The following is a 20,049-nucleotide window of genomic DNA, read 5'->3' on the forward strand; positions in this document are numbered from 1 at the left end:
ATGCAAGGCGCGATGATACGTCAGCAACCACCCGTTACCGGCCGCAGCAAGCCGGTGCCGCGTGGCGCCAGCCGACTGGTGGCCGACGAGCCCGTATCGGCGCGCCTGCCTCGGCCAAGCTTCGGTGGCCTCAAGCGCCTGCTGTGGCCGGTGCTGCTGGTGGCTGCGGGCTTTGGCGCCTACGAGGGCGCCGTCCGCCTGATGCCCTACGCCGACCGGCCGATCACCAAGATCGACGTGCAGGGCGACCTCAGCTACATCAGCCAGCAGTCGGTGCAGCAGCGGATCGCGCCGTACGTGGCGGCGAGCTTCTTCACCGTCGACCTGGCGGCGATGCGCGTGGAGCTGGAGCAGATGCCCTGGATCGCCCACGCCGAAGTGCGCCGGGTGTGGCCGGACGAGGTGGTGATCCGCCTGGAAGAACAGTTGCCGGTGGCGCGCTGGGGCGACGAGGCCTTGCTCAACAACCAGGGCCAGGCCTTCACCCCGCGCGAGCTGGCCAACTACGAGCACCTGCCGCAGCTGTTCGGGCCGCAGCGCGCTCAGCAACAAGTCATGCAGCAGTATCAGGTATTGAGCCAGATGCTGCGCCCCATGGGCTTTTCCATCGCTCGCCTGGAGCTGCGCGAGCGAGGCAGCTGGTTCCTGACCACCGGTGCGGGCAGCGCCGGGGCGGGCGTCGAGCTGCTGCTGGGGCGCGACCATCTGGTGGAGAAGATGCGCCGTTTCATTGCCATTTACGACAAATCGCTTAAAGACCAGATCACCAATATCGCCCGCATCGATCTGCGTTATTCCAACGGACTTGCCGTTGGTTGGCGGGAACCGAATGCACCGACGACGGCCCAACCCGCCGTTGCGAAGAATTAGAGAGAGGCAGGACCATGGCAAACGCGCATAGCGGCAAAATGATCGTCGGGCTGGACATCGGCACCTCCAAGGTGGTGGCGCTGGTGGGTGAGGTCGGCGAGGACGGCACCCTGGAGATCGTCGGGATCGGCACCCATCCGTCCCGCGGCCTGAAGAAGGGCGTGGTGGTGAACATCGAATCGACCGTGCAGTCGATCCAGCGCGCCGTCGAAGAGGCCCAGCTGATGGCCGGCTGCCGCATCCACTCGGCGTTCGTCGGCGTGGCCGGCAACCACATCCGGAGCCTGAACTCCCACGGCATCGTCGCCATCCGCGACCGCGAAGTCAGCACCGCCGACCTCGAGCGCGTGCTCGATGCCGCCCAGGCCGTGGCCATTCCGGCCGACCAGCGGGTGCTGCACACCCTGCCGCAGGACTACGTGATCGACAACCAGGAAGGCGTGCGCGAGCCCCTGGGTATGTCGGGCGTGCGCCTGGAAGCCAAGGTCCACGTGGTCACCTGCGCGGTCAACGCGGCGCAGAACATCGAGAAGTGCGTGCGCCGCTGCGGCCTGGAAATCGACGACATCATCCTCGAGCAGCTGGCCTCGGCCTACTCGGTGCTGACCGACGACGAGAAAGAGCTGGGCGTGTGCCTGGTGGACATCGGCGGCGGCACCACCGACATCGCCATCTTCACCGAAGGCGCGATCCGTCACACCGCGGTGATCCCGATCGCCGGCGATCAGGTCACCAACGATATCGCCATGGCCCTGCGCACCCCCACGCAGTACGCCGAGGAAATCAAGATCCGCTACGCCTGCGCCCTGGCCAAGCTGGCCGGTGCCGGCGAGACCATCAAGGTGCCGAGCGTCGGCGACCGCCCGCCGCGCGAGTTGTCGCGCCAGGCCCTGGCCGAAGTGGTGGAGCCGCGTTACGACGAGCTGTTCACCCTGATCCAGGCCGAACTGCGTCGCAGCGGCTTCGAGGACCTGGTGCCGGCCGGCATCGTCCTCACCGGCGGCACCGCGAAGATGGAAGGCGCCGTGGAACTGGCCGAGGAGATCTTCCACATGCCAGTACGCCTGGGCGTGCCGCACAGCGTTCGGGGCCTGAGCGACGTGGTGCGCAACCCGATCTATTCCACCGGTGTGGGCCTGCTCACCTACGGCCTGCAGAAGCAGTCCGAGGACCCGTCCCTGACCGGTATCAGCAACAGCAACAGCAGCAACAACAGCTATGGCGATGAACCGAAGGGCCCTGTGCTTGAACGACTCAAGCGTTGGGTCCAGAGCAACTTCTAAGTTTCAAAGCAGTAGTGGTAGGCGCGACAACTAGAGAACTGTAAGGAGAGGGAAAATGTTCGAGCTCGTAGACAACGTCCCGCAAAGTCCGGTCATCAAGGTGATCGGCGTTGGCGGTGGCGGCGGCAACGCCGTCAACCACATGGTCAAGAGCAGCATCGAAGGCGTGGAATTCATCTGCGCCAACACCGATGCTCAGGCGCTGAAAAACATCGGCGCACGCACCATCCTGCAACTGGGCACGGGTGTGACCAAGGGCCTGGGTGCCGGTGCCAATCCGGAAGTCGGCCGTCAGGCCGCTCTGGAAGACCGTGAGCGCATCGCCGAGGTGCTGCAGGGCACCAACATGGTGTTCATCACCACCGGCATGGGCGGCGGTACCGGTACCGGTGCGGCGCCGATCATCGCCGAAGTGGCCAAGGAAATGGGCATCCTCACCGTTGCGGTGGTGACCCGTCCGTTCCCGTTCGAGGGCCGCAAGCGCATGCAGATCGCCGACGAAGGCATCCGCATGCTGGCTGAAAGCGTCGACTCGCTGATCACCATCCCCAACGAGAAGCTGCTGACCATCCTTGGCAAGGATGCAAGCCTGCTGTCCGCCTTCGCCAAGGCCGACGACGTGCTGGCCGGTGCCGTTCGCGGTATCTCCGACATCATCAAGCGTCCGGGCATGATCAACGTCGACTTTGCCGACGTGCGCACCGTGATGGGCGAGATGGGCATGGCGATGATGGGTACCGGTTGCGCCAGCGGCCCGAACCGTGCTCGCGAAGCCACCGAAGCGGCGATCCGCAACCCGCTGCTCGAGGACGTCAACCTGCAGGGCGCCCGCGGCATCCTGGTGAACATCACCGCAGGTCCCGACCTGTCGCTGGGCGAGTACTCCGACGTGGGTAGCATCATCGAGGCCTTCGCCTCCGACCACGCGATGGTCAAGGTCGGCACCGTGATCGACCCGGACATGCGCGACGAGCTGCACGTGACCGTGGTGGCCACTGGCCTGGGCGCGCGTATCGAGAAACCGGTCAAGGTGGTCGACAACACCCTGCAGACTGCCCAGCAGGTGTATGAGTCCTCCAACCCGGCCCCGGTTCGCCAGGAGCAGTCGGCGGTCAACTACCGTGACCTGGAGCGTCCGACCGTGATGCGCAACCAGGCCCACGCGGGTGCCGCGGCGGCAGCTAAACTCAACCCTCAGGATGATCTGGACTACCTGGATATCCCGGCGTTCCTGCGTCGTCAGGCCGATTAATGGAATTTATCAGGGGTATTAGGGTGATTGGTGTTCAGCAAAGGCCGGGTCTGTTATCATCCCCAGCCTTTGTTGATACCTGTTCGCAATTTGCGCTGAAGCGGCCAATGCCATGATTAGACAACGCACCCTGAAGAATACCATCCGTGCCACAGGTGTCGGCCTGCACTCCGGGGAGAAGGTCTACCTGACCCTCAAGCCTGCGCCTGTCGACACCGGCATCGTCTTCCGTCGCGCCGACCTCGACCCTGTGGTCGAAATCCCGGCGCGCGCGGCCAACGTCGGTGAGACCACCATGTCCACGACATTGGTCAACGGTGACGTCAAAGTCGATACGGTCGAGCACCTGCTCTCCGCCATGGCGGGCCTGGGCATCGATAACGCCTACGTCGAGCTCTCCGCCTCGGAAGTGCCGATCATGGATGGCAGCGCCGGACCCTTCGTATTCCTGATCCAATCGGCCGGCCTGGAAGAACAGGACGCAGCCAAGAAGTTCATCCGCATCCTGCGCGAAGTGACGGTGGAAGAGGGCGACAAGCGCGCCACTTTCCTGCCTTTCGACGGGTTCAAGGTGAGCTTCGAGATCGACTTCGATCACCCGGTCCTCAAGGGCCAGACCCAGAGCGCGGTCGTAGATTTCTCTAGCACCTCGTTCGTCAAGGAAGTCAGCCGTGCCCGCACGTTCGGCTTCATGCGTGACATCGAGTACCTGCGCAAGCACAACCTTGCGTTGGGCGGCAGCGTGGAGAACGCCATCGTGGTCGACGAGACCGGCGTGCTTAACGAAGACGGCCTTCGTTCCGATGACGAATTCGTCAAGCACAAGATCCTCGACGCCATCGGCGACCTATATCTGCTGGGCAACAGCCTGATCGGCGAGTTCAAGGGCTACAAGTCCGGACACGCGCTGAACAACCAGCTGCTGCGCAAGCTGATCGCTGAAACGGACGCTTGGGAAGTGGTCACCTTCGAAGATGCCAGCACGGCACCGATCTCGTACATGCGCCCTGTTGCGGCCGTGTAAGTTCGAACACTCTCTCTAGTGATTAAGGCCACCTTCGGGTGGCCTTTTTTATGGAGTGCAGCCAGAAGGTGGAGCGTGGGAGCGGGCTTGACCCGCGATAGGCCCGCGCACGCTATCGCGGGGCAAGTCGGGTCGCCGCATCGCCGCTCCCACGTGGTCGTGTATCAGGCTTTGCTCTGCGCATGCGCCGCCAGGCGCTCCAGCGCTGCGCGCAGCTTCGGGTCGCTGATGCCCTCGGCCGAACCTAGGATGCTGTCTGCGGCAGATTCCGACAGTTCAGGCCCGTGACCTTCGTGTTTTGCTGCTACCAGCGGTGGTTGCACCTTGAACTGGATGCGGCTCAGGTTGGCGAACGCCTCCATGGCTTGCAGCTGGCGTTGCAGGCGCTTCTGCTGGTAGCGCAGACGGGTGGCCCAATGGCCGTCGGTTACCACCAGCAATAATGTCCCTTCCTTCCAGGAGGCCACGTGGCAGTGCTCGCGGGCGGCCGGTTGCAGCTGGCTTTCCAGCAGGCGCTGCAGGTGCTCGAGGCGTTCGGCCTGGTTGAGCAGCAGGCGCAGTGGCCGTGCCTTGCGCAACAGGTCGGCGGGGGGGCGGGCAGGGGTGGGTTTGTAGGCCATGGAGGTCTGCAGAGGGTTACAGGATCGACAGTCTACCAGTTGGGCATTCATCGCGGGGCAAGCCCGCTCCCACGCCAGCGTGTGGCGGGGCGTGGGAGCGGGCTTGCCCCGCGAGCGGTCGTCGGATCTTGATGCAAGTCATTCGCGATACGTTTCATCTTCGCGCACCTTGAACTTGCGCAAAAAGCCCCTATGTTAGTCAGGCCCCCTAAAAGCGCTGTGCCAGCATCGTGGAAATCCACCACTTTCCTCACCATCGTTTCCGGGTAGAATGCTCGTTCGCATGCGGCCTCAGGGCTGCACGGGCGACTCACGGGGCCGCCCTCCATCCCTACGTGTGGAAGATCCTGCCGATATGTTTGCGCCTTTGTTAAAAAAACTTTTTGGAAGCAAGAACGAGCGTGAAATCAAACGCATGCTCAAGACGGTGAGCACCGTCAATGCCTTCGAAGAGAAGATGGTGGCCCTCTCCGACGAGCAGCTGCGGGGCAAGACCGCAGAGTTCAAGGAGCGTCTGGCCAAAGGCGAGACTCTCGACCAGCTGCTGCCCGAAGCCTTCGCCGTGGCCCGCGAGGCCGGCAAGCGCGTGATGGGCATGCGTCACTTCGATGTCCAGCTGATCGGCGGCATGACCTTGCACGAAGGCATGATCGCAGAAATGCGTACCGGTGAAGGCAAGACCTTGGTCGGTACCCTGGCCGTGTACCTCAACGCGCTGTCCGGCAAGGGCGTGCACGTGGTCACCGTCAACGACTACCTGGCCCGCCGCGACGCCAACTGGATGCGTCCGCTGTACGAGTTCCTCGGCCTCAACGTCGGCATCGTCTCGGCCTTCCAGCCGCCGGAAGAAAAGCGTGCCGCCTATGCCGCCGACATCACCTACGGCACCAACAACGAATTCGGTTTCGACTACCTGCGCGACAACATGGCGTTCAGTCAGGACGAGAAGTTCCAGCGTGAGCTGAACTTCGCCGTGATCGACGAAGTCGACTCGATCCTCATCGACGAGGCGCGCACCCCGCTGATCATCTCCGGCCAGGCCGAGGACAGCTCCAAGCTGTACATCGAGATCAACCGCCTGATCCCGCGTCTGACCCAGCACATCGAGGAAGTCGAAGGCCAGGTGACCCAAGAGGGCCACTACAGCATCGACGAGAAGAGCCGCCAGGTCGAACTGAACGAGGCCGGCCACCAGTTCATCGAGGACATGCTGACCCAGTCCGGCCTGCTGGCCGAGGGCGAGAGCCTGTATTCGGCGCACAACCTGAGCCTGCTGACCCACGTCTACGCCGGCCTGCGCGCGCACAAGCTGTTCCACCGCAACGTCGAGTACATCGTCCAGGAAGGCCAGATCCTCCTGATCGACGAGCACACCGGCCGTACCATGCCGGGCCGCCGCCTGTCCGAAGGCCTGCACCAGGCCATCGAGGCCAAGGAAAACCTGAACATCCAGGCCGAGAGCCAGACCCTGGCCTCGACCACCTTCCAGAACTACTTCCGTCTCTACAGCAAGCTGTCCGGCATGACCGGTACCGCCGACACCGAGGCGTTCGAGTTCGCCCAGATCTACAACCTCAACGTGATGGTCATCCCACCGAACAAGCCGTTGGCCCGCAAGGACTTCAACGACCTGGTGTACCTGACCGCCGACGAGAAGTACGCCGCGATCATCGCCGACATCAAGGAAAGCATGGCCCATGGCCGTCCGGTCCTGGTCGGTACCGCGACCATCGAAACCTCCGAGCACATGTCCAACCTGCTCAAGAAGGAAGGTATCGACCACAAGGTCCTGAACGCCAAGTACCACGAGAAAGAAGCCGAGATCATCGCGCAAGCCGGTGCTCCGGGCGCGCTGACCATCGCCACCAACATGGCCGGTCGTGGTACCGACATCCTGCTGGGCGGCAACTGGGAGGCCGAAGTGGCCGCCCTGGACAACCCGACCACCGAGCAGATCGCCCAGATCAAGGCCGACTGGCAGAAGCGTCACCAGCAGGTGCTGGAAGCCGGTGGCCTGCACGTGATCGCCTCCGAGCGCCACGAGTCGCGCCGCATCGACAACCAGCTGCGTGGCCGTGCCGGCCGTCAGGGCGATGCCGGTTCCAGCCGCTTCTACCTGTCGCTGGAAGACAGCCTGATGCGCATCTTCGCCTCCGACCGGGTGAAGAACTTCATGAAGGCCCTGGGGATGCAGTCCGGCGAGGCCATCGAGCACCGCATGGTGACCAACGCCATCGAGAAGGCGCAGCGCAAGGTCGAAGGCCGCAACTTCGACATCCGCAAGCAACTGCTCGAATACGATGACGTGGCCAACGAGCAGCGCAAGGTGATCTACCACATGCGCAACAGCCTGCTGGCCGCCGAGAACATCGGCGACACCATCGCCGAGTTCCGCCAGGAAGTGCTCGACGCCACCATCAGCCAGCACATCCCGCCGCAATCGCTGCCCGAGCAGTGGGACGTGGCCGGCCTGGAAGCTTCGCTGGCTAGCGATTTCGCCATCAAGCTGCCGATCCAGCAGTGGCTCGACGAGGACGATCACCTCTACGAGGAGACCCTGCGCGAGCGGCTGATCAAGGAAATCACCGACGCCTACAACGAGAAGGAAGACCAGGCCGGCATCGACGCCCTGCGCACCTTCGAGAAGCAGATCCTGCTGCGCGTGCTGGACGACCTGTGGAAAGACCACCTGTCGACCATGGACCACCTGCGCCACGGTATCCACCTGCGTGGCTATGCGCAGAAGAACCCGAAGCAGGAGTACAAGCGCGAGTCGTTCACCCTGTTCCAGGAACTGCTGGAGTCGATCAAGCGCGACACCATCCGCGTGCTGTCGCACGTCCAGGTACGCCGCGAAGACCCGGCCGAGGAAGAGGCGCGCCTGCGCCGCGAGGCCGAGGAACTGGCCAGCCGCATGCAGTTCCAGCATGCCGCCGCGCCGGGCCTGGAAGGTGAGCAGCTGGCTGAGGAAGGCGCTGAAGTCGCGGTGGCCTCTGCACCGGTTCGCAACGACATGAAGCTGGGCCGCAACGAGCCGTGCTGGTGTGGTTCGGGCAAGAAATTCAAGCATTGCCATGGTCAGATTGAATGATCTGAATTCGCCACTGGCTTGAGATCCCGGGGCTGCCTTGCAGCCCTTCGCGGCACAAGGCCGCTCCTACAGGAATCGCAACACCCCTGTAGGAGCGGCCTTGTGCCGCGAAAGGGGCGCAAAGCGCCCCCTAATTCCCCACAATTTTCTAGGAGCGCTCTAATGGCTGTTGGTCTTGGTCCCCTGCCCACCCTGCACCCGGTTCCCGGTTTCGAACTCGGTATCGCCTCGGCGGGCATCAAGCGCCCAGGGCGCAAGGATGTGGTGGTGATGCGCTGCGCCGAAGGCTCCAGCGTCGCCGGCGTGTTCACCCTCAACGCCTTTTGCGCGGCCCCGGTGATCCTCTCCAAGCAGCGTGTGCAGGGCACCGTGCGTTATCTGCTGACCAACACCGGCAACGCCAACGCCGGGACCGGCGCGCCGGGTCTGGCCGCCGCCGAGCGCACCTGCGCCAAGCTGGCGGAGCTTGCCGGCGTGCCGGCGGAGTCCGTGTTGCCGTTCTCCACCGGCGTGATCGGCGAGCCGCTGCCGGTCGAGAAGATCGAAGGCGCGCTGCAGGCCGCCCTGGACAACCTGTCGGAAAACCACTGGGCCGAAGCCGCCACCGGCATCATGACCACCGACACCCTGCCCAAGGGCGCCAGCCGCCAGTTCCAGTACGACGGCAAGACCATCACCGTCACCGGCATCAGCAAGGGCGCGGGCATGATTCGCCCGAACATGGCCACCATGCTCGGCTACATCGCCACCGACGCCAAGGTCGCCCCGGCGGTGCTCAAGGACCTGATGCTCGACGGCGCCAACAAGTCGTTCAACCGCATCACCATCGACGGCGACACCTCGACCAACGACTGCTGCATGCTGATTGCCACCGGCAAGGCCGATGTGCCGGAAGTGACCGAGGCCAGCGGCGCACTGTTCGAAGCGCTGAAGAAAGCGGTGTTCGAGGTGTGCATGGAGGTGGCCCAGGCCATCGTCCGTGACGGCGAAGGCGCCACCAAGTTCGTCACCGTGCAGGTCAACGGCGGTGGCAACCACCAGGAGTGCCTGGACGTCGGCTACGCCGTGGCCCACTCGCCGCTGATCAAGACCGCGCTGTTCGCCTCCGACCCCAACTGGGGCCGTATCCTCGCCGCGGTTGGCCGTGCCGGTGTGCCAGAGCTGGATGTTAGCCTGATCGACGTCTACCTCGACAACGTGTGCATCGCCAGCCAGGGCGGTCGCAGCCCGAGCTACACCGAGGCGCAGGGTTCGGCAGTGATGGCCCAGGAGGAGATCACCATCCGCATCGAGCTGGGTCGTGGCCAGTGCAGCGAAACCATCTGGACCACCGACCTGTCCCACGAGTACGTGAAGATCAACGCCGAATACCGGACCTGATGCATAGGGGCCGCTTTGCGGCCCTTTCGCGGCACAAGGCCGCTCCTACAAGGGAACGCGATCTCCTGTAGGAGCGGCCTTGTGCCGCGAAAGGGCTGCAAGGCAGCCCCAATATCCCGATTCCGCTGGAGCCCAATCATGAGCTATCACCTGATCATCGGCGACAAGCTGTATTCCTCCTGGTCGCTACGCGGCGCCCTGGCCCTCGAGCTGGCCGGCGTCCCCTACGAAGAAACCCTGGTCAAGCTCAACCAGCCTGACACCCGCCAGCGCCTGCTGGCCTTCTCGGCCACCGCCAAGGTGCCGCTGCTGCAGAGCGAGCACGGCGTGATCGCCGACTCCCTGGCCATCGCCGAATACCTCAACGAACGCCACCCCGAGGCCCGCCTGTGGCCCGAGGACATCGCCGCCCGTGCCCAGGCCCGTTCGGCCTGCGCGCAGATGCACAGCGGCTTCTTCGCCCTGCGTGGCGCCATGCCGTTCGACCTGTCTCGTGCCCAGGCGCTGGATGAGGTGCCGCTGGACGTGCAGGTCGATATCGACCGCATCGTTGCCCTGTGGAACGAATGCCGCGTGGTCGCCAAGGGCAACGGCCCGTTCCTGTTCGGCCGGCCGACCCTGGCCGACGCCTTCTTCGCGCCGGTGGCCGTACGCCTGCGTACCTACCGTGTTGCGGTGCCGGCCGAAGCGGCTGCCTACATCGAGACCATCTACCAATGGCCGGCCTTCCAGGCCTGGCAACAAGCTGGCCTGGCGGAGCGTGAAGGGTGAAACGGATTCATGTAGTCGCAGCGGTCATTCGTGGCGCCGACGGGCGGATCCTGATTGCCCGCCGCGCCGATACCCAGCACCAGGGCGGCCTGTGGGAGTTCCCCGGCGGCAAGGTGGAGGAGGGTGAGGGCGTCGAGGCGGCGCTGGCCCGTGAGTTGCGTGAGGAACTGGGTATCGAGGTCGCGACTTCGCGGCCGTTGATCAAGGTCAGCCACGACTATCCGGACAAGCAAGTACTGCTGGATGTGCGTGAAGTGCACGTCTTTACCGGCGAACCCCATGGCGCCGAGGGGCAGCCCCTGGCCTGGGTGGCGCCGCGTGACCTTGGCCAGTATGAGTTCCCCGAGGCCAACAAGCCGATCGTCGCTGCGGCGCGCTTGCCCGACCAGTACCTGATCACCCCGGACGGTTTGGAGGTGCCTGAGCTGCTCAAGGGTATCCAGAAGGCCGTGGCCAGCGGCATCAAGCTGATCCAGCTGCGTGCGCCGGACATGTACGACCCCAAGTACCGCGACGTCGCGGTGGATGCGGTCGGCCTGTGTGCGGGCAAAGCCCAGTTGATGCTCAAGGGGCCACTGGAATGGCTGGGCGACTTCCCGTCGGCGGGCTGGCACCTGACCGCCGCGCAGTTGCGCAAGTATGCCGCCAAGGGGCGGCCATTCCCGAAGGAGCGTTGGCTGGCGGCGTCCTGCCACAGTGCCGAGGAACTGGCGTTGGCCGAGCAGATGGGGGTGGATTTCGTCACCTTGTCGCCGGTGCAGGCGACCCAGACTCACCCGGAGGCGGTGCCGCTGGGGTGGGACGAGGCGCAGCGGTTGATCGGCGGAATCAGCCATCCGGTGTTTCTGCTGGGCGGGGTCGGGCCGGGTGAGCGGGAGCAGGCCTGGGAGGTTGGGGCGCAGGGTGTGGCCGGGATCCGGGCGTTCTGGCCTGAGATCTGATACATCAGGCCATCGCGGGGCAAGCCCGCTCCCACGCCAGTCCACAATCTGGCGTGGGAGCGGGCTTGCCCCGCGATGCGTTCAGGCGGGCTTCTCGGCCGCTTGCCACAGCACTTCATTCACTCCCTGGCGCCGCCCAATGATCCGGGCCGCGACGAACAGCAGGTCCGACACCCGGTTGATATAGGCCAGCCCCACCCCCTCCAGCGGCTCCAGCGCATTCAGCTGCTGGCAACGCCGTTCCGCCGCCCGCGCCGCGCTGCGGCAGACATGGGCCTGGGCCACCAGCATCGAGCCCCCGGGCAGGATGAAGTTCTTCAGCGGCCCCAACTCTTCGTTCCAGCGGTCGATGGCCGCCTCCAGGCGCTCCACCTCGGCAGTGTTCAACGCCTGGTAGCTGGGCATCGCCAGCTCCCCGCCAAGGTCGAACAAGCGGTGCTGACAAGGCACCAGTACCTCGATCAGCTCGCCAAGCCCGGCCTCGGCCAGCCCGGCCAGCAGCACGCCCAACTGGCTGTTGAGGCTGTCCACCTCGCCGATCGCCTCGATCCGCGGATGGTCCTTGGGCACTCGGCGCCCGTCGCCCAGGCCGGTTTCGCCTTTGTCGCCGGTGCGGGTGTAGATCTTCGACAGGCGATAGCCCATGTCATGTCTCCGTCTGAGTAGTGCTCGGCTGGGCCGGGCTCAGGGGCAGGCGCAGGGTGAAGCAGGTGCCCTGGCCGGGGGTGGACTGCACCTCCATCTGCCCCTTGTGGTTGTTGGTGATGATGAAGTACGACACCGACAGACCCAGGCCGGTACCCTGGCCGATCTCCTTGGTGGTGAAGAACGGCTCGAAGGTGCGCTTGCGCACCGTCTCGGGCATGCCGACGCCATTGTCCTCGACCTGGATTTCCGCCCACGGCGGATTGAGGCGGGTGCGCAGGGTGATGCGCCCCGGTTCGCTGGGCTGCGGGCGTTGGTGAATGGCCTGGGCGGCGTTCTTCAGCAGGTTGAGCAGCACTTGTTCCAGCTCGTTGGCGGTGCAGGGCACCGGGCCCAGTTGCGGGTCGAACTGGCGGACGATGGCCTGGCCCTTGAAGTCGAAGCCGATGGCCAGGTCGAAGTCGTTGCCGGCAATTTCCACGGCCTGGTCGATTAGCGCCGGCAGTTCGCAGGGGGCCAACTGGCGGTTGCTGCGGCGGCTGAAGCTGAGCATGTGGGTGACGATCTTGGCCGCCCGGGCGCCAGCCTGCTGGATGCCGTCGAGCAGTTGCGGCACTTCGCGGCTCTCCAGATAGCGGTTGACGGCCGGCAGGTCGATGCCCAGCTCGTCGGCCTGTTCCTGGTTGCGCGGCAGGTCTGGCGACAGGCGCCGGCGAATGTTCTGCACATTGTGCAGGATGGCGCCCAGCGGGTTATTGATCTCGTGGGCCATGCCCGCGGCCAGGCCGCCGACCGAGAGCATCTTTTCCGACTGCACCATCATTTCTTCCAGGGACAGGCGCTGGGTGATGTCGTCGATGCGGATCACCACGCCACGTCCAGCGCCACCCATCAGCGGGTAGAAGGTCAGGGCATAGTGGCGCAGGTCCTCGCCCTTGGGCCAGGTGACCCGCTCGATCTTGGCCACCCGGTGTTTCTCCACGCTCTCCTTGAGCTGCGGCAGGAAGGGCTTGAGCGGCTCGAAGGCGAGGAACACCGGCTGGTTCAGCGCTTCGTCCAGCGGTGTGCCGGAGAGCACCGTGGCCTCGTGGTTCCACTGGGTGACGTAGAGCTGCTCGTCGAGGGCAATCAGTGCCGAGGGCATGGAGTCGATGATGCTGTTCAGGTAGTTCTGAAAGCCCGTGAGTTTTTTCTCGATCTTGCTGCGCACCTGGACTTCAAGTTCCAGCTTGCGGTTGGTGTGACGGGTTTCCTCGGCCAGGCCCTGGGCCTGGTCGTAGGCGTCCTGGAACTCGTCGCGGGTGCGCTTGAGCTGCTGCTCGCGGGCCTCGATGCGCGACAGCATGGTGTTGAACGCCTCGGCCAGACTGCCGATCTCGTCATCGTTGCCGCGTTTGGCGCGCAGGGCATAGCTCTCCTCGCGAGTAACCTGGCGGGTCAGCTCTTCGAGGCGATTGATCGGCACGGTGATCAGGCGCTTGATCTGCCGGGCGATGACCAGCCACAGCAGTATGCTGAACACCAGGATGGCCAGGCTGGCGGAGAGCGTGCCGGTGTAGAACGCGGTGGGCAGCTCGCTGCTGGCCACCAGCAGCAGGTGCGCGGGCGGGGCGGCGCTGCGCGGCAGGCGGATCAGCTGGGTGCTGCGAAACTCCATCAGGCGCCAGCCATCGATGTTGCGGTAGCGCTTGGGCAGGGTCAGCGGGTCGCCGTGCTGCAGCTGGGCCAGCATCTGCCCGTCGCCGCCATAGATTGCGGCGGCGCGCAACGGCGAGTAGCTGTCGAGCTCCTTGAGCAGCGCCGTGGCGTTCTGTGTCGAGTCGCCGGCGCGCGCGGACAGCTGCGGGTTGGAGACCAGCCGGCCGATGGTCTGCAGGGCCTGGGGCGCCATGCTCTCCTGGGTGATCCAGTAGGCGGCGCTGATGAAGGCAAGGTTGGCCACCAGCAGGATGGTCACCAGCAGCACCAGCAGGGCCGCCAGCAGTTTCTGCCCGACCGGGAGGTTTTCCAGGCGTTGACGCAAGGTCATGGGTGAAGAGGTGTCCTGTCCTGTGGATAAGGGGCGTCAGTCGCTGCGCAAACCGCGCGCCTCGAGGTTTACCGCCAGGCGCCGGCGCAACTTTTCCAGATGCGGCACGCTGGCGCCATGCCGTGCGGCGGCGCGGCAGGCGTGGCCGAGCAGGTAGTGGACCTCGGTGCGCCGGCCATGGCGAACGTCCTGGTACATGGAAGAGTAGTTGGCCGCAGTGGCGATGATCACCCGCTGCACTTCCTCGTGCAGGTCGTTGGCGGCCTCGGGCTGGCCGCAGCGGCGCAGCAGGTCGGCCAGTTCGTCGCACAGTTGGTCGACTTCGGCCAGGTGGCCAAGCAGGCCGCCGTTCTGGCAGTCGTGCAGTACGGTGAGCGGATTGATCGCGCAGTTGAGCGCTAGCTTGCGCCACAGGCGGGTAGGGATGTCGAGCGCCCATTGGGCCGGGATGCCGGCGTCGTGCAGGTCTGTGAACCAGGACGGGACGTTGGGATTGGCCGGGTCGCCCAGCCAGTTGAAGCCGTGGCCGGCGAAGCGCACCTGCCAGTCGGCCTCGCGGAACGCGCCCTCGGTGCTGGAGGCGAAGATGCAGCGGGCGTGGGGCACCTGGTCGGCGACTTCGTCCTGGCTGCCCAGGCCGTTCTGCAACAGCACCAGCTCGGCGCCGTTGGCCAGCCGCGGGGCCAGACGGGCCACGGCGGGCGCGGCGTCGTAGGCCTTGCAGGCGACCAGCAGGCGATGGATCGGGCCGCGGGCGTCGGCAGTCTCCGCGGGGATCGCGTAGTGGTGGGCGCCGTTCTGTTCGACCAGGGTCAGCCCACCGCCGTGCTCATAGGCGGCCAGACGCTGTTGGTCGCGCAGGATCAGGCGGACCGCCTTGCCGGCGCGGGCCAGGCGACAGGCCCAGAGGCTGCCGAGGCTGCCGGCGCCGAGAATATGCCAGGTGCTGCTCATCTGCGTTTCGCAACCCGTTATAATGAGTCCGCATTTTAACCATCAAACCCGACGCGCTCCATCTTCAGGCCGAGCGCGCTTTTTTTTATGGAGAACAACCATGCCTTCGTTCGACGTGGTATCGGAACTGGACAAGCACGAAGTGCAGAACGCCGTCGAAAACGCCATCAAGGAGCTCGACCGCCGTTACGACCTCAAAGGCAAGGGCAGCTTCGAGTTCAAGGAGAAGGAGCAGACCGTACTGCTGACTGCCGAGGCCGAGTTCCAGCTCGAGGCGATGATCGAGATCCTGCGCTTGGCGCTGGTCAAGCGCAAGATCGACGTCAAATGCCTGGAAGCCAAGGACGCCTATGCCTCCGGCAAGGAAATGAAGCAGGAAGCCAAGTTCCGCGAAGGCATCGACAAGGAGCTGGCGAAGAAGATCGTCGCTCACATCAAGGACGCCAAGCTCAAGGTCCAGGCCGCCATTCAGGGCGAGCAGGTACGTGTTACCGGCAAGAAGCGTGATGATCTGCAAGAGGCCATTGCTGCCTTGCGCGCCAAGGAATTCGACATGCCGCTGCAGTTCAACAACTTCCGCGACTGATCCGCGGCGGCCCGGAACCTTGATGGCGCAGTGATGTCCATCGGGGTCCGGGCCGCTTGCTTTGCGTTGCCCGCCTCATTGTGTACTTGCCGTTCGGCATCAGGAGATAAACATGGATTTGAACGCTGAAGTCGATCAGCTGGTCCGCCAATCGCAAACCTGGCTTCCCTTGATCATGGAGTACGGCAGCCGCCTGTTGCTGGCGCTGCTGACTCTGGCCATCGGCTGGTGGATCATCAACAAGCTCAGCGCCCGCCTGGGCAAGCTGGTCGGCCTGCGTGCCGATGCGGCGCTGCAGGGCTTCATCAGCACCCTGGCCAACATCGTGCTGAAGGTGCTGCTGATGGTCAGCGTGGCCTCGATGATCGGCATCGAGACCACTTCGTTCGTCGCCGCCATCGGTGCCGCGGGCCTGGCCATCGGCCTGGCCCTGCAGGGGAGCCTGGCGAACTTCGCCGGCGGCGTGCTGATCCTGATGTTCCGTCCGTTCCGCATCGGTGACTGGATCGAGGCGCAAGGTGTCAGTGGCACCGTGGACAGCATCCAGATCTTCCACACCGTGCTGCGCACCGGTGACAACAAGACCGTGATCATGCCCAACGGCAGCCTGTCCAACGGCATCATCACCAACACCAACCGCCAGCCGACCCGCAAGGTGGTGTTCGACGTGGGCGTGGACTACGACGCCGACCTGCAGAAGGCGCGCAACGTGCTGCTGGAGCTGGCCCAGGATCCGCGCGTGCTGCAGGATCCGGCGCCACAGGCGGTGATCTCGACCCTGGGTGACAGCTCGATCACCGTGTCGCTGCGTATCTGGGTCAAGACTGCCGACTACTGGGACGTGCTGTTCATGCTCAACGAGCATGCCCGCGACCGTCTCAAGGCCGAAGGCATCGACATTCCGTTTCCGCAGCGGGTGATCCGCGTGGTGCAGGAGGCGGCGGTCCAGTAACGCCGCGTCGCTTCCTATCGCGGGGCAAGCCCGCTCCCTCATGGCCAGCAACGGTCTTGTGGGAGCGGGCTTGCCCCGCGATGCTTTTCAAGACCCTTACACTTGTTCACAGCCGGGTACTGTCATTTCTGGCATATACCTTGATCCTGCCTACAAACCCGATGTCCGCCATGAAACCTTTGCTGTATATCACTCCCTTGCGCGCCTTGCTGTTCGGTCTGACCCTGGCGCTGTTCGAACTGCTGACCTACCTCGCCAGCGACGCGGTCATGCCCGCCATGCCGGTGGTGGTTGGCGATCTTCAGGCCAGTCCCGAATACATTCCCCACGCCCTCAACCTCTACCTGCTGGGCGGGGTGCTGCTGCAATGGCTGATCGGCCCGCTGGCGGATCGCTATGGCCGGCGCCCCTTGCTGCTGGTCGGCTGCATCTTCTTCGGCCTGGCCTGCCTTGCAACCTTCTGGGCGCAGGACATCGGCCTGTTCAACCTGCTGCGCCTGCTGCAGGGCATCGGTCTGGGCTTCGTGGTCACGGTCAGCTATCCGGCGCTCAATGAGGCGTTCAGCGAGGCCGATGCGGTGCGCATGATGGCCCTGCTGGCCAATATCGCCCTGCTGTCGCCGCTGCTCGGCCCGCTGGTGGGTACCCTGATGCTGCAGTGGCTGGACTGGCGCTGGCTGTTCGTGGCGTTTGCCGCAGGCGCGGTGCTGTGCTGGTTGCTGCTCTACCGGCTGATGCCGGAAACCCTTGGCGTGGAGCGGCGCGACGGTTCGCGCCTGCCGTTTACGCCCATCCACCTGCTGCCGTTGCTGGCTGGCTACGGCCAGTTGCTGGGCAATCGGCGCTTCGTGGCCGGCAGTGCGGCGCTGGGGTTGGTGGGGCTGCCGCTGATTGGCTGGATCGGCCTGTCGCCAGTGTTGCTGATCCATGACGAAGGCCTGAGCACCCTGGAATACGCGCTGTGGCAGCTGCCGGTGTTCGGCGGGCTGATCATGGGCAACCTGATCATCAACCGCATCGCCGATCGCTACCCGCTGCCGGCACTGGTGCGCGGGGCCCTGTGGCCATACCTGGCGGGGCTGTCGCTGATGGTCGCGGCGACCTGGTATTGGCCGACGGTTCCCAGCGTGGTGGCCGGCATGTCGCTGTACGCGCTGGGCCTGGGCGTGGCCAACGCCGTGCTGTACCGCATGACGCTGTTCTCCAGCGAACAGAGCAAGGGCCTGGTATCGGCGATGCTGGGGATGATCACCATCGCCTTGCTGGGGCTGGGCGGCGCGGTGTTGGCGATGCTCGGCGCGGGTGCGAGCCTGATGCACTTTGCCGTGGCGGCGGGCGTGGCGGGGGCACTGGCGTTGTGGCCATTGTGGTTCGTGGTGGGCAGGCGTTCGGGGGAAGGGGCTGTCACTCAGTAAACCCGAGTCCTGTAGGAGCGGCCTTGCGCCGCGAAAGGGGCGCAGCGCGCCCCCTGCAATAGTCATGTGGACGCTCTGAGTGCCGGGGCCGCTATGCGGCCCTTTCGCGGCACAAGGCCGCTCCTACAGGTCAGGGTTGCTCGGCGGTCGAGTTATTCACCGGCACCGGCTTTCCCCGACCAACCTCCTGCCGCCAGTGCAGGGCGATCAGCACCAGCGTCGGCACGCCGAGCAGCGCGGTGATCAGGAAGAAGTCGTGGTAGCCGAACTTCTCCACCATCACCCCGGAATAGCCACCGATCAGGCGCGGCAGCAACAGCATGATCGAGCTCAGCAGGGCGTACTGGGTGGCCGAGAACTTCAGGTTGGTCAGGCTCGACAGGTAGGCGACGAAGGCCGACGTGGCCAGCCCCGAGCTGAAGTTGTCCAGCGAAATGGTCACCACCAGCATTTCCAGGTTCGGGCCCATGTCGGCCAGCATCAGGAACAGGATGTTGGTCGCCGCCGAGGCCGCGCCGCCGATGAACAGGATCGGCAGGATGCCGAAACGCACGATCAGCAGGCCACCGGCACCGGCGCCGACCAGGGTCATGATCAGGCCGAAGATCTTGCTGACGCTGGCGATCTGGTCCTTGGTGAAGCCCATGTCGATATAGAACACGTTGGCCATCACGCCCATCACCGTGTCGGACATGCGGTAGGTGGCGATCAGCCCGAGCAGCAGCAGGGCCTGCCAGCGGTAGCGCGCGATGAAGTCGTTGACCGGTGTGAGCACCGGTGCCAGGCCGCGTCGGCCCAGGGACGACAGGCACGCCCAGGTCAGCAGCACGTAGAGGATCAGGCGCAGGAAGGCGCGGTCCTCGAGCAGCAGGTCGAGCATGGTCGAGTCGCCGAACACCACGCTGGCCCAGTCGGTGTTGAACAGCTGGGTGAAGCTGGCGGGCACCGAGACCAGCAGGATGATCAGCACGAACACCGAGGCCAGCTGGTGCATAAGCCCGTAGCGGGCCGCCGACAGCTGGGTGCGCAGGGGCACCGGCGGTTCGCGCATCACCAGGGTGGTGAACAGCGCGGGCAGCATCAGCACGCCGAACAGCACGTAGGTGCCGGTCCAGGCCTGGTGCAGGTAGCTGAATCCGGTGGAGCCGAACCACTCGGCGAAGAACAGCGCACCGGCGGTGGCGAGCAGGGCGGCAACCCGGTATCCGGCCATGTAGCTGGCGGCCAGGGCGGCCTGGCGCTGATCGTCGGCGATCTCCAGGCGGTAGGCGTCGACGGCAATGTCCTGGGTGGCGGAGGCGAAGGCCACCAGCACCGCCAGGGCAATCAGCCACGACAGGTGCTTCTGCGGGTCGCAGAAGCCCATGCCGATCAGCCCGAGCACCACCAGCACCTGGGACAACAGCAGCCACGAACGACGACGGCCCATGCCGCCGAGCAGCGGCAGGCGCCATTGGTCGAGCAGCGGCGACCAGACCCACTTGAAGGCGTACGCCAGGCCGATCAGGCTGGCATAGCCGATGGTCTCGCGCGCCACACCCGCCTCGCGCAGCCAGACCGAAAGCGTCGAGAACACCAGCATGTACGGCAGGCCGGCGGCGAATCCGAGCAGCAAAAGCACCAAAGTTGACGGGCTGGCATAGGCAGCGAGCGCAGCGCGCCAGGTTTTACGGGGCATGGGCCAACATCTGCCTCAAGGTTTGCGAAAACAAAGCGCGCACTCTAACCGCTGTGCTCCATTGGACGCCAGCCATGGCGCGCCATATCCACACGATTATTGGCCACATTCACCCCTTCTGCGCGTAGACGGGCGCGTTGTTCGTCGCCCGACGGCGTGCCCAGGGCCAGGCTCAGCCGACCGCCGGCACCCAGCACCCGGTGCCAGGGCAGGCGGGTGTCCGCCGGCAACTGCCCGAGGGTACGCCCGACCCAGCGTGCGGCACGGCCGAGGCCGGCCAGTTCGGCCAGCTGCCCGTAGCTGACCACCTTGCCGGCGGGCACTTGGCCCAGCACCGAGTACAGTGCCATTCGTCGGGCCTCTGCGTCTTCCGGCGGGGAGGGTGGTGGCATGGACATCACGGGGTACCTGGCCTGCGGATGAAACCGGACAGGCGGTCCGGGCAAATGCGAGTGGAACTCATCGGCATGCTCTGGGTCTGTCCTTGCTCAGGTTGTCGGTATCTGGATAATGCCCGGCTTTTTCGTCGAATCGAACCCATATTGCGCTTATGTCTTC

17 protein-coding genes are annotated in these 20,049 nt (G+C 65.0%); 11 read left to right on the top strand and 6 right to left on the bottom strand.

Annotation, left to right across the window (positions count from 1 at the left end):
- The 4 genes from POF53_RS13260 to lpxC all read left to right on the top strand — a co-directional run bounded on the left by POF53_RS13260 (position 1) and on the right by lpxC (position 4,429).
- Complete coding sequence (locus POF53_RS13260) at positions 1-870, top strand: cell division protein FtsQ/DivIB (protein WP_498968045.1); 870 nt, start codon at positions 1-3, stop codon at positions 868-870.
- Positions 871-884: 14 nt separating this feature from the next.
- A complete protein-coding gene (gene ftsA / locus POF53_RS13265) occupies positions 885-2,153 on the top strand; it encodes a cell division protein FtsA (RefSeq protein WP_028689735.1) in 1,269 nt (422 codons plus the stop codon).
- Positions 2,154-2,208: 55 nt separating this feature from the next.
- Positions 2,209-3,405 carry a cell division protein FtsZ gene (ftsZ, locus tag POF53_RS13270; RefSeq protein ID WP_054894013.1) on the top strand — a complete coding sequence of 399 codons (1,197 nt, stop codon included), beginning with the start codon at positions 2,209-2,211 and terminating at the stop codon, positions 3,403-3,405.
- Between the two features lie 112 nt (positions 3,406-3,517).
- A complete protein-coding gene (lpxC, locus tag POF53_RS13275; RefSeq protein ID WP_028689733.1) occupies positions 3,518-4,429 on the top strand; it encodes a UDP-3-O-acyl-N-acetylglucosamine deacetylase in 912 nt (303 codons plus the stop codon).
- Between the two features lie 164 nt (positions 4,430-4,593).
- Here lpxC and POF53_RS13280 read toward each other — a convergent pair whose 3' ends face one another.
- Positions 4,594-5,049: a DUF721 domain-containing protein gene (locus tag POF53_RS13280; protein WP_232854667.1), complete on the bottom strand. Its 456-nt coding sequence runs from the start codon at positions 5,047-5,049 to the stop codon at positions 4,594-4,596.
- 355 nt (positions 5,050-5,404) lie between these two features.
- Here POF53_RS13280 and secA point away from each other — a divergent pair, with 355 nt between their 5' ends.
- The 4 genes from secA (at position 5,405) to POF53_RS13300 (ending at position 11,232) form a co-directional block, all read left to right on the top strand.
- Positions 5,405-8,140: a preprotein translocase subunit SecA gene (secA, locus tag POF53_RS13285; protein ID WP_203647903.1), complete on the top strand. Its 2,736-nt coding sequence runs from the start codon at positions 5,405-5,407 to the stop codon at positions 8,138-8,140.
- A 162-nt stretch (positions 8,141-8,302) separates the two neighbouring features.
- Positions 8,303-9,520 (top strand): bifunctional glutamate N-acetyltransferase/amino-acid acetyltransferase ArgJ, encoded by a 1,218-nt coding sequence (gene argJ, locus POF53_RS13290; protein ID WP_254464493.1) that lies wholly within the window; start codon positions 8,303-8,305, stop codon positions 9,518-9,520.
- Positions 9,521-9,658: 138 nt separating this feature from the next.
- Positions 9,659-10,291: a glutathione S-transferase family protein gene (locus POF53_RS13295; protein ID WP_232854665.1), complete on the top strand. Its 633-nt coding sequence runs from the start codon at positions 9,659-9,661 to the stop codon at positions 10,289-10,291.
- The gene (locus tag POF53_RS13300; protein WP_254464492.1) at positions 10,288-11,232 is read left to right on the top strand and encodes a Nudix family hydrolase; all 945 of its coding nucleotides are present in this window, start codon (positions 10,288-10,290) and stop codon (positions 11,230-11,232) included. The genes POF53_RS13295 and POF53_RS13300 overlap by 4 nt, the downstream gene beginning before the upstream one ends.
- Before the next feature lie 81 nt (positions 11,233-11,313).
- Here the strand turns inward: POF53_RS13300 and POF53_RS13305 are convergent, their stop codons facing one another.
- The 3 genes from POF53_RS13305 to POF53_RS13315 are packed head-to-tail and all read right to left on the bottom strand — an operon-like array spanning position 11,314 to position 14,860.
- Positions 11,314-11,877, bottom strand: a complete 564-nt coding sequence (locus tag POF53_RS13305) for a cob(I)yrinic acid a,c-diamide adenosyltransferase (RefSeq protein WP_254464491.1) — start codon at positions 11,875-11,877, stop codon at positions 11,314-11,316.
- A gap of 1 nt (position 11,878) precedes the next feature.
- Entirely contained in the window at positions 11,879-13,906 is a 2,028-nt protein-coding gene (locus tag POF53_RS13310; RefSeq protein WP_232854663.1) for a sensor histidine kinase, read from the bottom strand.
- A 36-nt stretch (positions 13,907-13,942) separates the two neighbouring features.
- On the bottom strand, positions 13,943-14,860 hold the full coding sequence (locus tag POF53_RS13315; protein ID WP_203647897.1) for a putative 2-dehydropantoate 2-reductase: 918 nt from the start codon (positions 14,858-14,860) through the stop codon (positions 13,943-13,945).
- A gap of 100 nt (positions 14,861-14,960) precedes the next feature.
- On the opposite strand from POF53_RS13315, the gene POF53_RS13320 reads away from it, so the two are divergent.
- The 3 genes from POF53_RS13320 to POF53_RS13330 all read left to right on the top strand — a co-directional run bounded on the left by POF53_RS13320 (position 14,961) and on the right by POF53_RS13330 (position 17,813).
- Positions 14,961-15,446 carry a YajQ family cyclic di-GMP-binding protein gene (locus tag POF53_RS13320; RefSeq protein WP_203647896.1) on the top strand — a complete coding sequence of 162 codons (486 nt, stop codon included), beginning with the start codon at positions 14,961-14,963 and terminating at the stop codon, positions 15,444-15,446.
- Between the two features lie 112 nt (positions 15,447-15,558).
- A complete protein-coding gene (locus POF53_RS13325) occupies positions 15,559-16,398 on the top strand; it encodes a mechanosensitive ion channel family protein (protein ID WP_203647895.1) in 840 nt (279 codons plus the stop codon).
- Positions 16,399-16,568: 170 nt separating this feature from the next.
- The gene (locus tag POF53_RS13330; protein WP_232854662.1) at positions 16,569-17,813 is read left to right on the top strand and encodes an MFS transporter; all 1,245 of its coding nucleotides are present in this window, start codon (positions 16,569-16,571) and stop codon (positions 17,811-17,813) included.
- A gap of 130 nt (positions 17,814-17,943) precedes the next feature.
- On the opposite strand, the gene POF53_RS13335 is transcribed toward POF53_RS13330, so the two are convergent.
- Positions 17,944-19,491, bottom strand: a complete 1,548-nt coding sequence (locus POF53_RS13335) for an AmpG family muropeptide MFS transporter (RefSeq protein ID WP_203647893.1) — start codon at positions 19,489-19,491, stop codon at positions 17,944-17,946.
- Between the two features lie 44 nt (positions 19,492-19,535).
- Positions 19,536-19,841, bottom strand: coding sequence for an MGMT family protein (locus POF53_RS13340; protein WP_050703864.1), 306 nt, complete (start codon positions 19,839-19,841; stop codon positions 19,536-19,538).
- Positions 19,842-20,049: the final 208 nt, after the last annotated feature.

The organism is Mitsuaria sp. RG (assembly GCF_028369275.1).
In the GTDB taxonomy this organism is placed as follows: domain Bacteria; phylum Pseudomonadota; class Gammaproteobacteria; order Pseudomonadales; family Pseudomonadaceae; genus Aquipseudomonas; species Aquipseudomonas peradeniyensis.

Excerpts from the sequence above, each read along its gene's own strand:
- POF53_RS13260 (WP_498968045.1), top strand. The coding sequence starts at position 1 with ATGCAAGGCGCGATGATACGTCAGCAACCACCCGTTACCGGCCGCAGC.
- ftsA (WP_028689735.1), top strand. The coding sequence starts at position 885 with ATGGCAAACGCGCATAGCGGCAAAATGATCGTCGGGCTGGACATCGGC.
- ftsZ (WP_054894013.1), top strand. The coding sequence starts at position 2,209 with ATGTTCGAGCTCGTAGACAACGTCCCGCAAAGTCCGGTCATCAAGGTG.
- lpxC (WP_028689733.1), top strand. The coding sequence starts at position 3,518 with ATGATTAGACAACGCACCCTGAAGAATACCATCCGTGCCACAGGTGTC.
- POF53_RS13280 (WP_232854667.1), bottom strand. The coding sequence starts at position 5,049 with ATGGCCTACAAACCCACCCCTGCCCGCCCCCCCGCCGACCTGTTGCGC.
- secA (WP_203647903.1), top strand. The coding sequence starts at position 5,405 with ATGTTTGCGCCTTTGTTAAAAAAACTTTTTGGAAGCAAGAACGAGCGT.
- argJ (WP_254464493.1), top strand. The coding sequence starts at position 8,303 with ATGGCTGTTGGTCTTGGTCCCCTGCCCACCCTGCACCCGGTTCCCGGT.
- POF53_RS13295 (WP_232854665.1), top strand. The coding sequence starts at position 9,659 with ATGAGCTATCACCTGATCATCGGCGACAAGCTGTATTCCTCCTGGTCG.
- POF53_RS13305 (WP_254464491.1), bottom strand. The coding sequence starts at position 11,877 with ATGGGCTATCGCCTGTCGAAGATCTACACCCGCACCGGCGACAAAGGC.
- POF53_RS13310 (WP_232854663.1), bottom strand. The coding sequence starts at position 13,906 with ATGACCTTGCGTCAACGCCTGGAAAACCTCCCGGTCGGGCAGAAACTG.
- POF53_RS13315 (WP_203647897.1), bottom strand. The coding sequence starts at position 14,860 with ATGAGCAGCACCTGGCATATTCTCGGCGCCGGCAGCCTCGGCAGCCTC.
- POF53_RS13320 (WP_203647896.1), top strand. The coding sequence starts at position 14,961 with ATGCCTTCGTTCGACGTGGTATCGGAACTGGACAAGCACGAAGTGCAG.
- POF53_RS13325 (WP_203647895.1), top strand. The coding sequence starts at position 15,559 with ATGGATTTGAACGCTGAAGTCGATCAGCTGGTCCGCCAATCGCAAACC.
- POF53_RS13330 (WP_232854662.1), top strand. The coding sequence starts at position 16,569 with ATGAAACCTTTGCTGTATATCACTCCCTTGCGCGCCTTGCTGTTCGGT.
- POF53_RS13335 (WP_203647893.1), bottom strand. The coding sequence starts at position 19,491 with ATGCCCCGTAAAACCTGGCGCGCTGCGCTCGCTGCCTATGCCAGCCCG.
- POF53_RS13340 (WP_050703864.1), bottom strand. The coding sequence starts at position 19,841 with ATGGCACTGTACTCGGTGCTGGGCCAAGTGCCCGCCGGCAAGGTGGTC.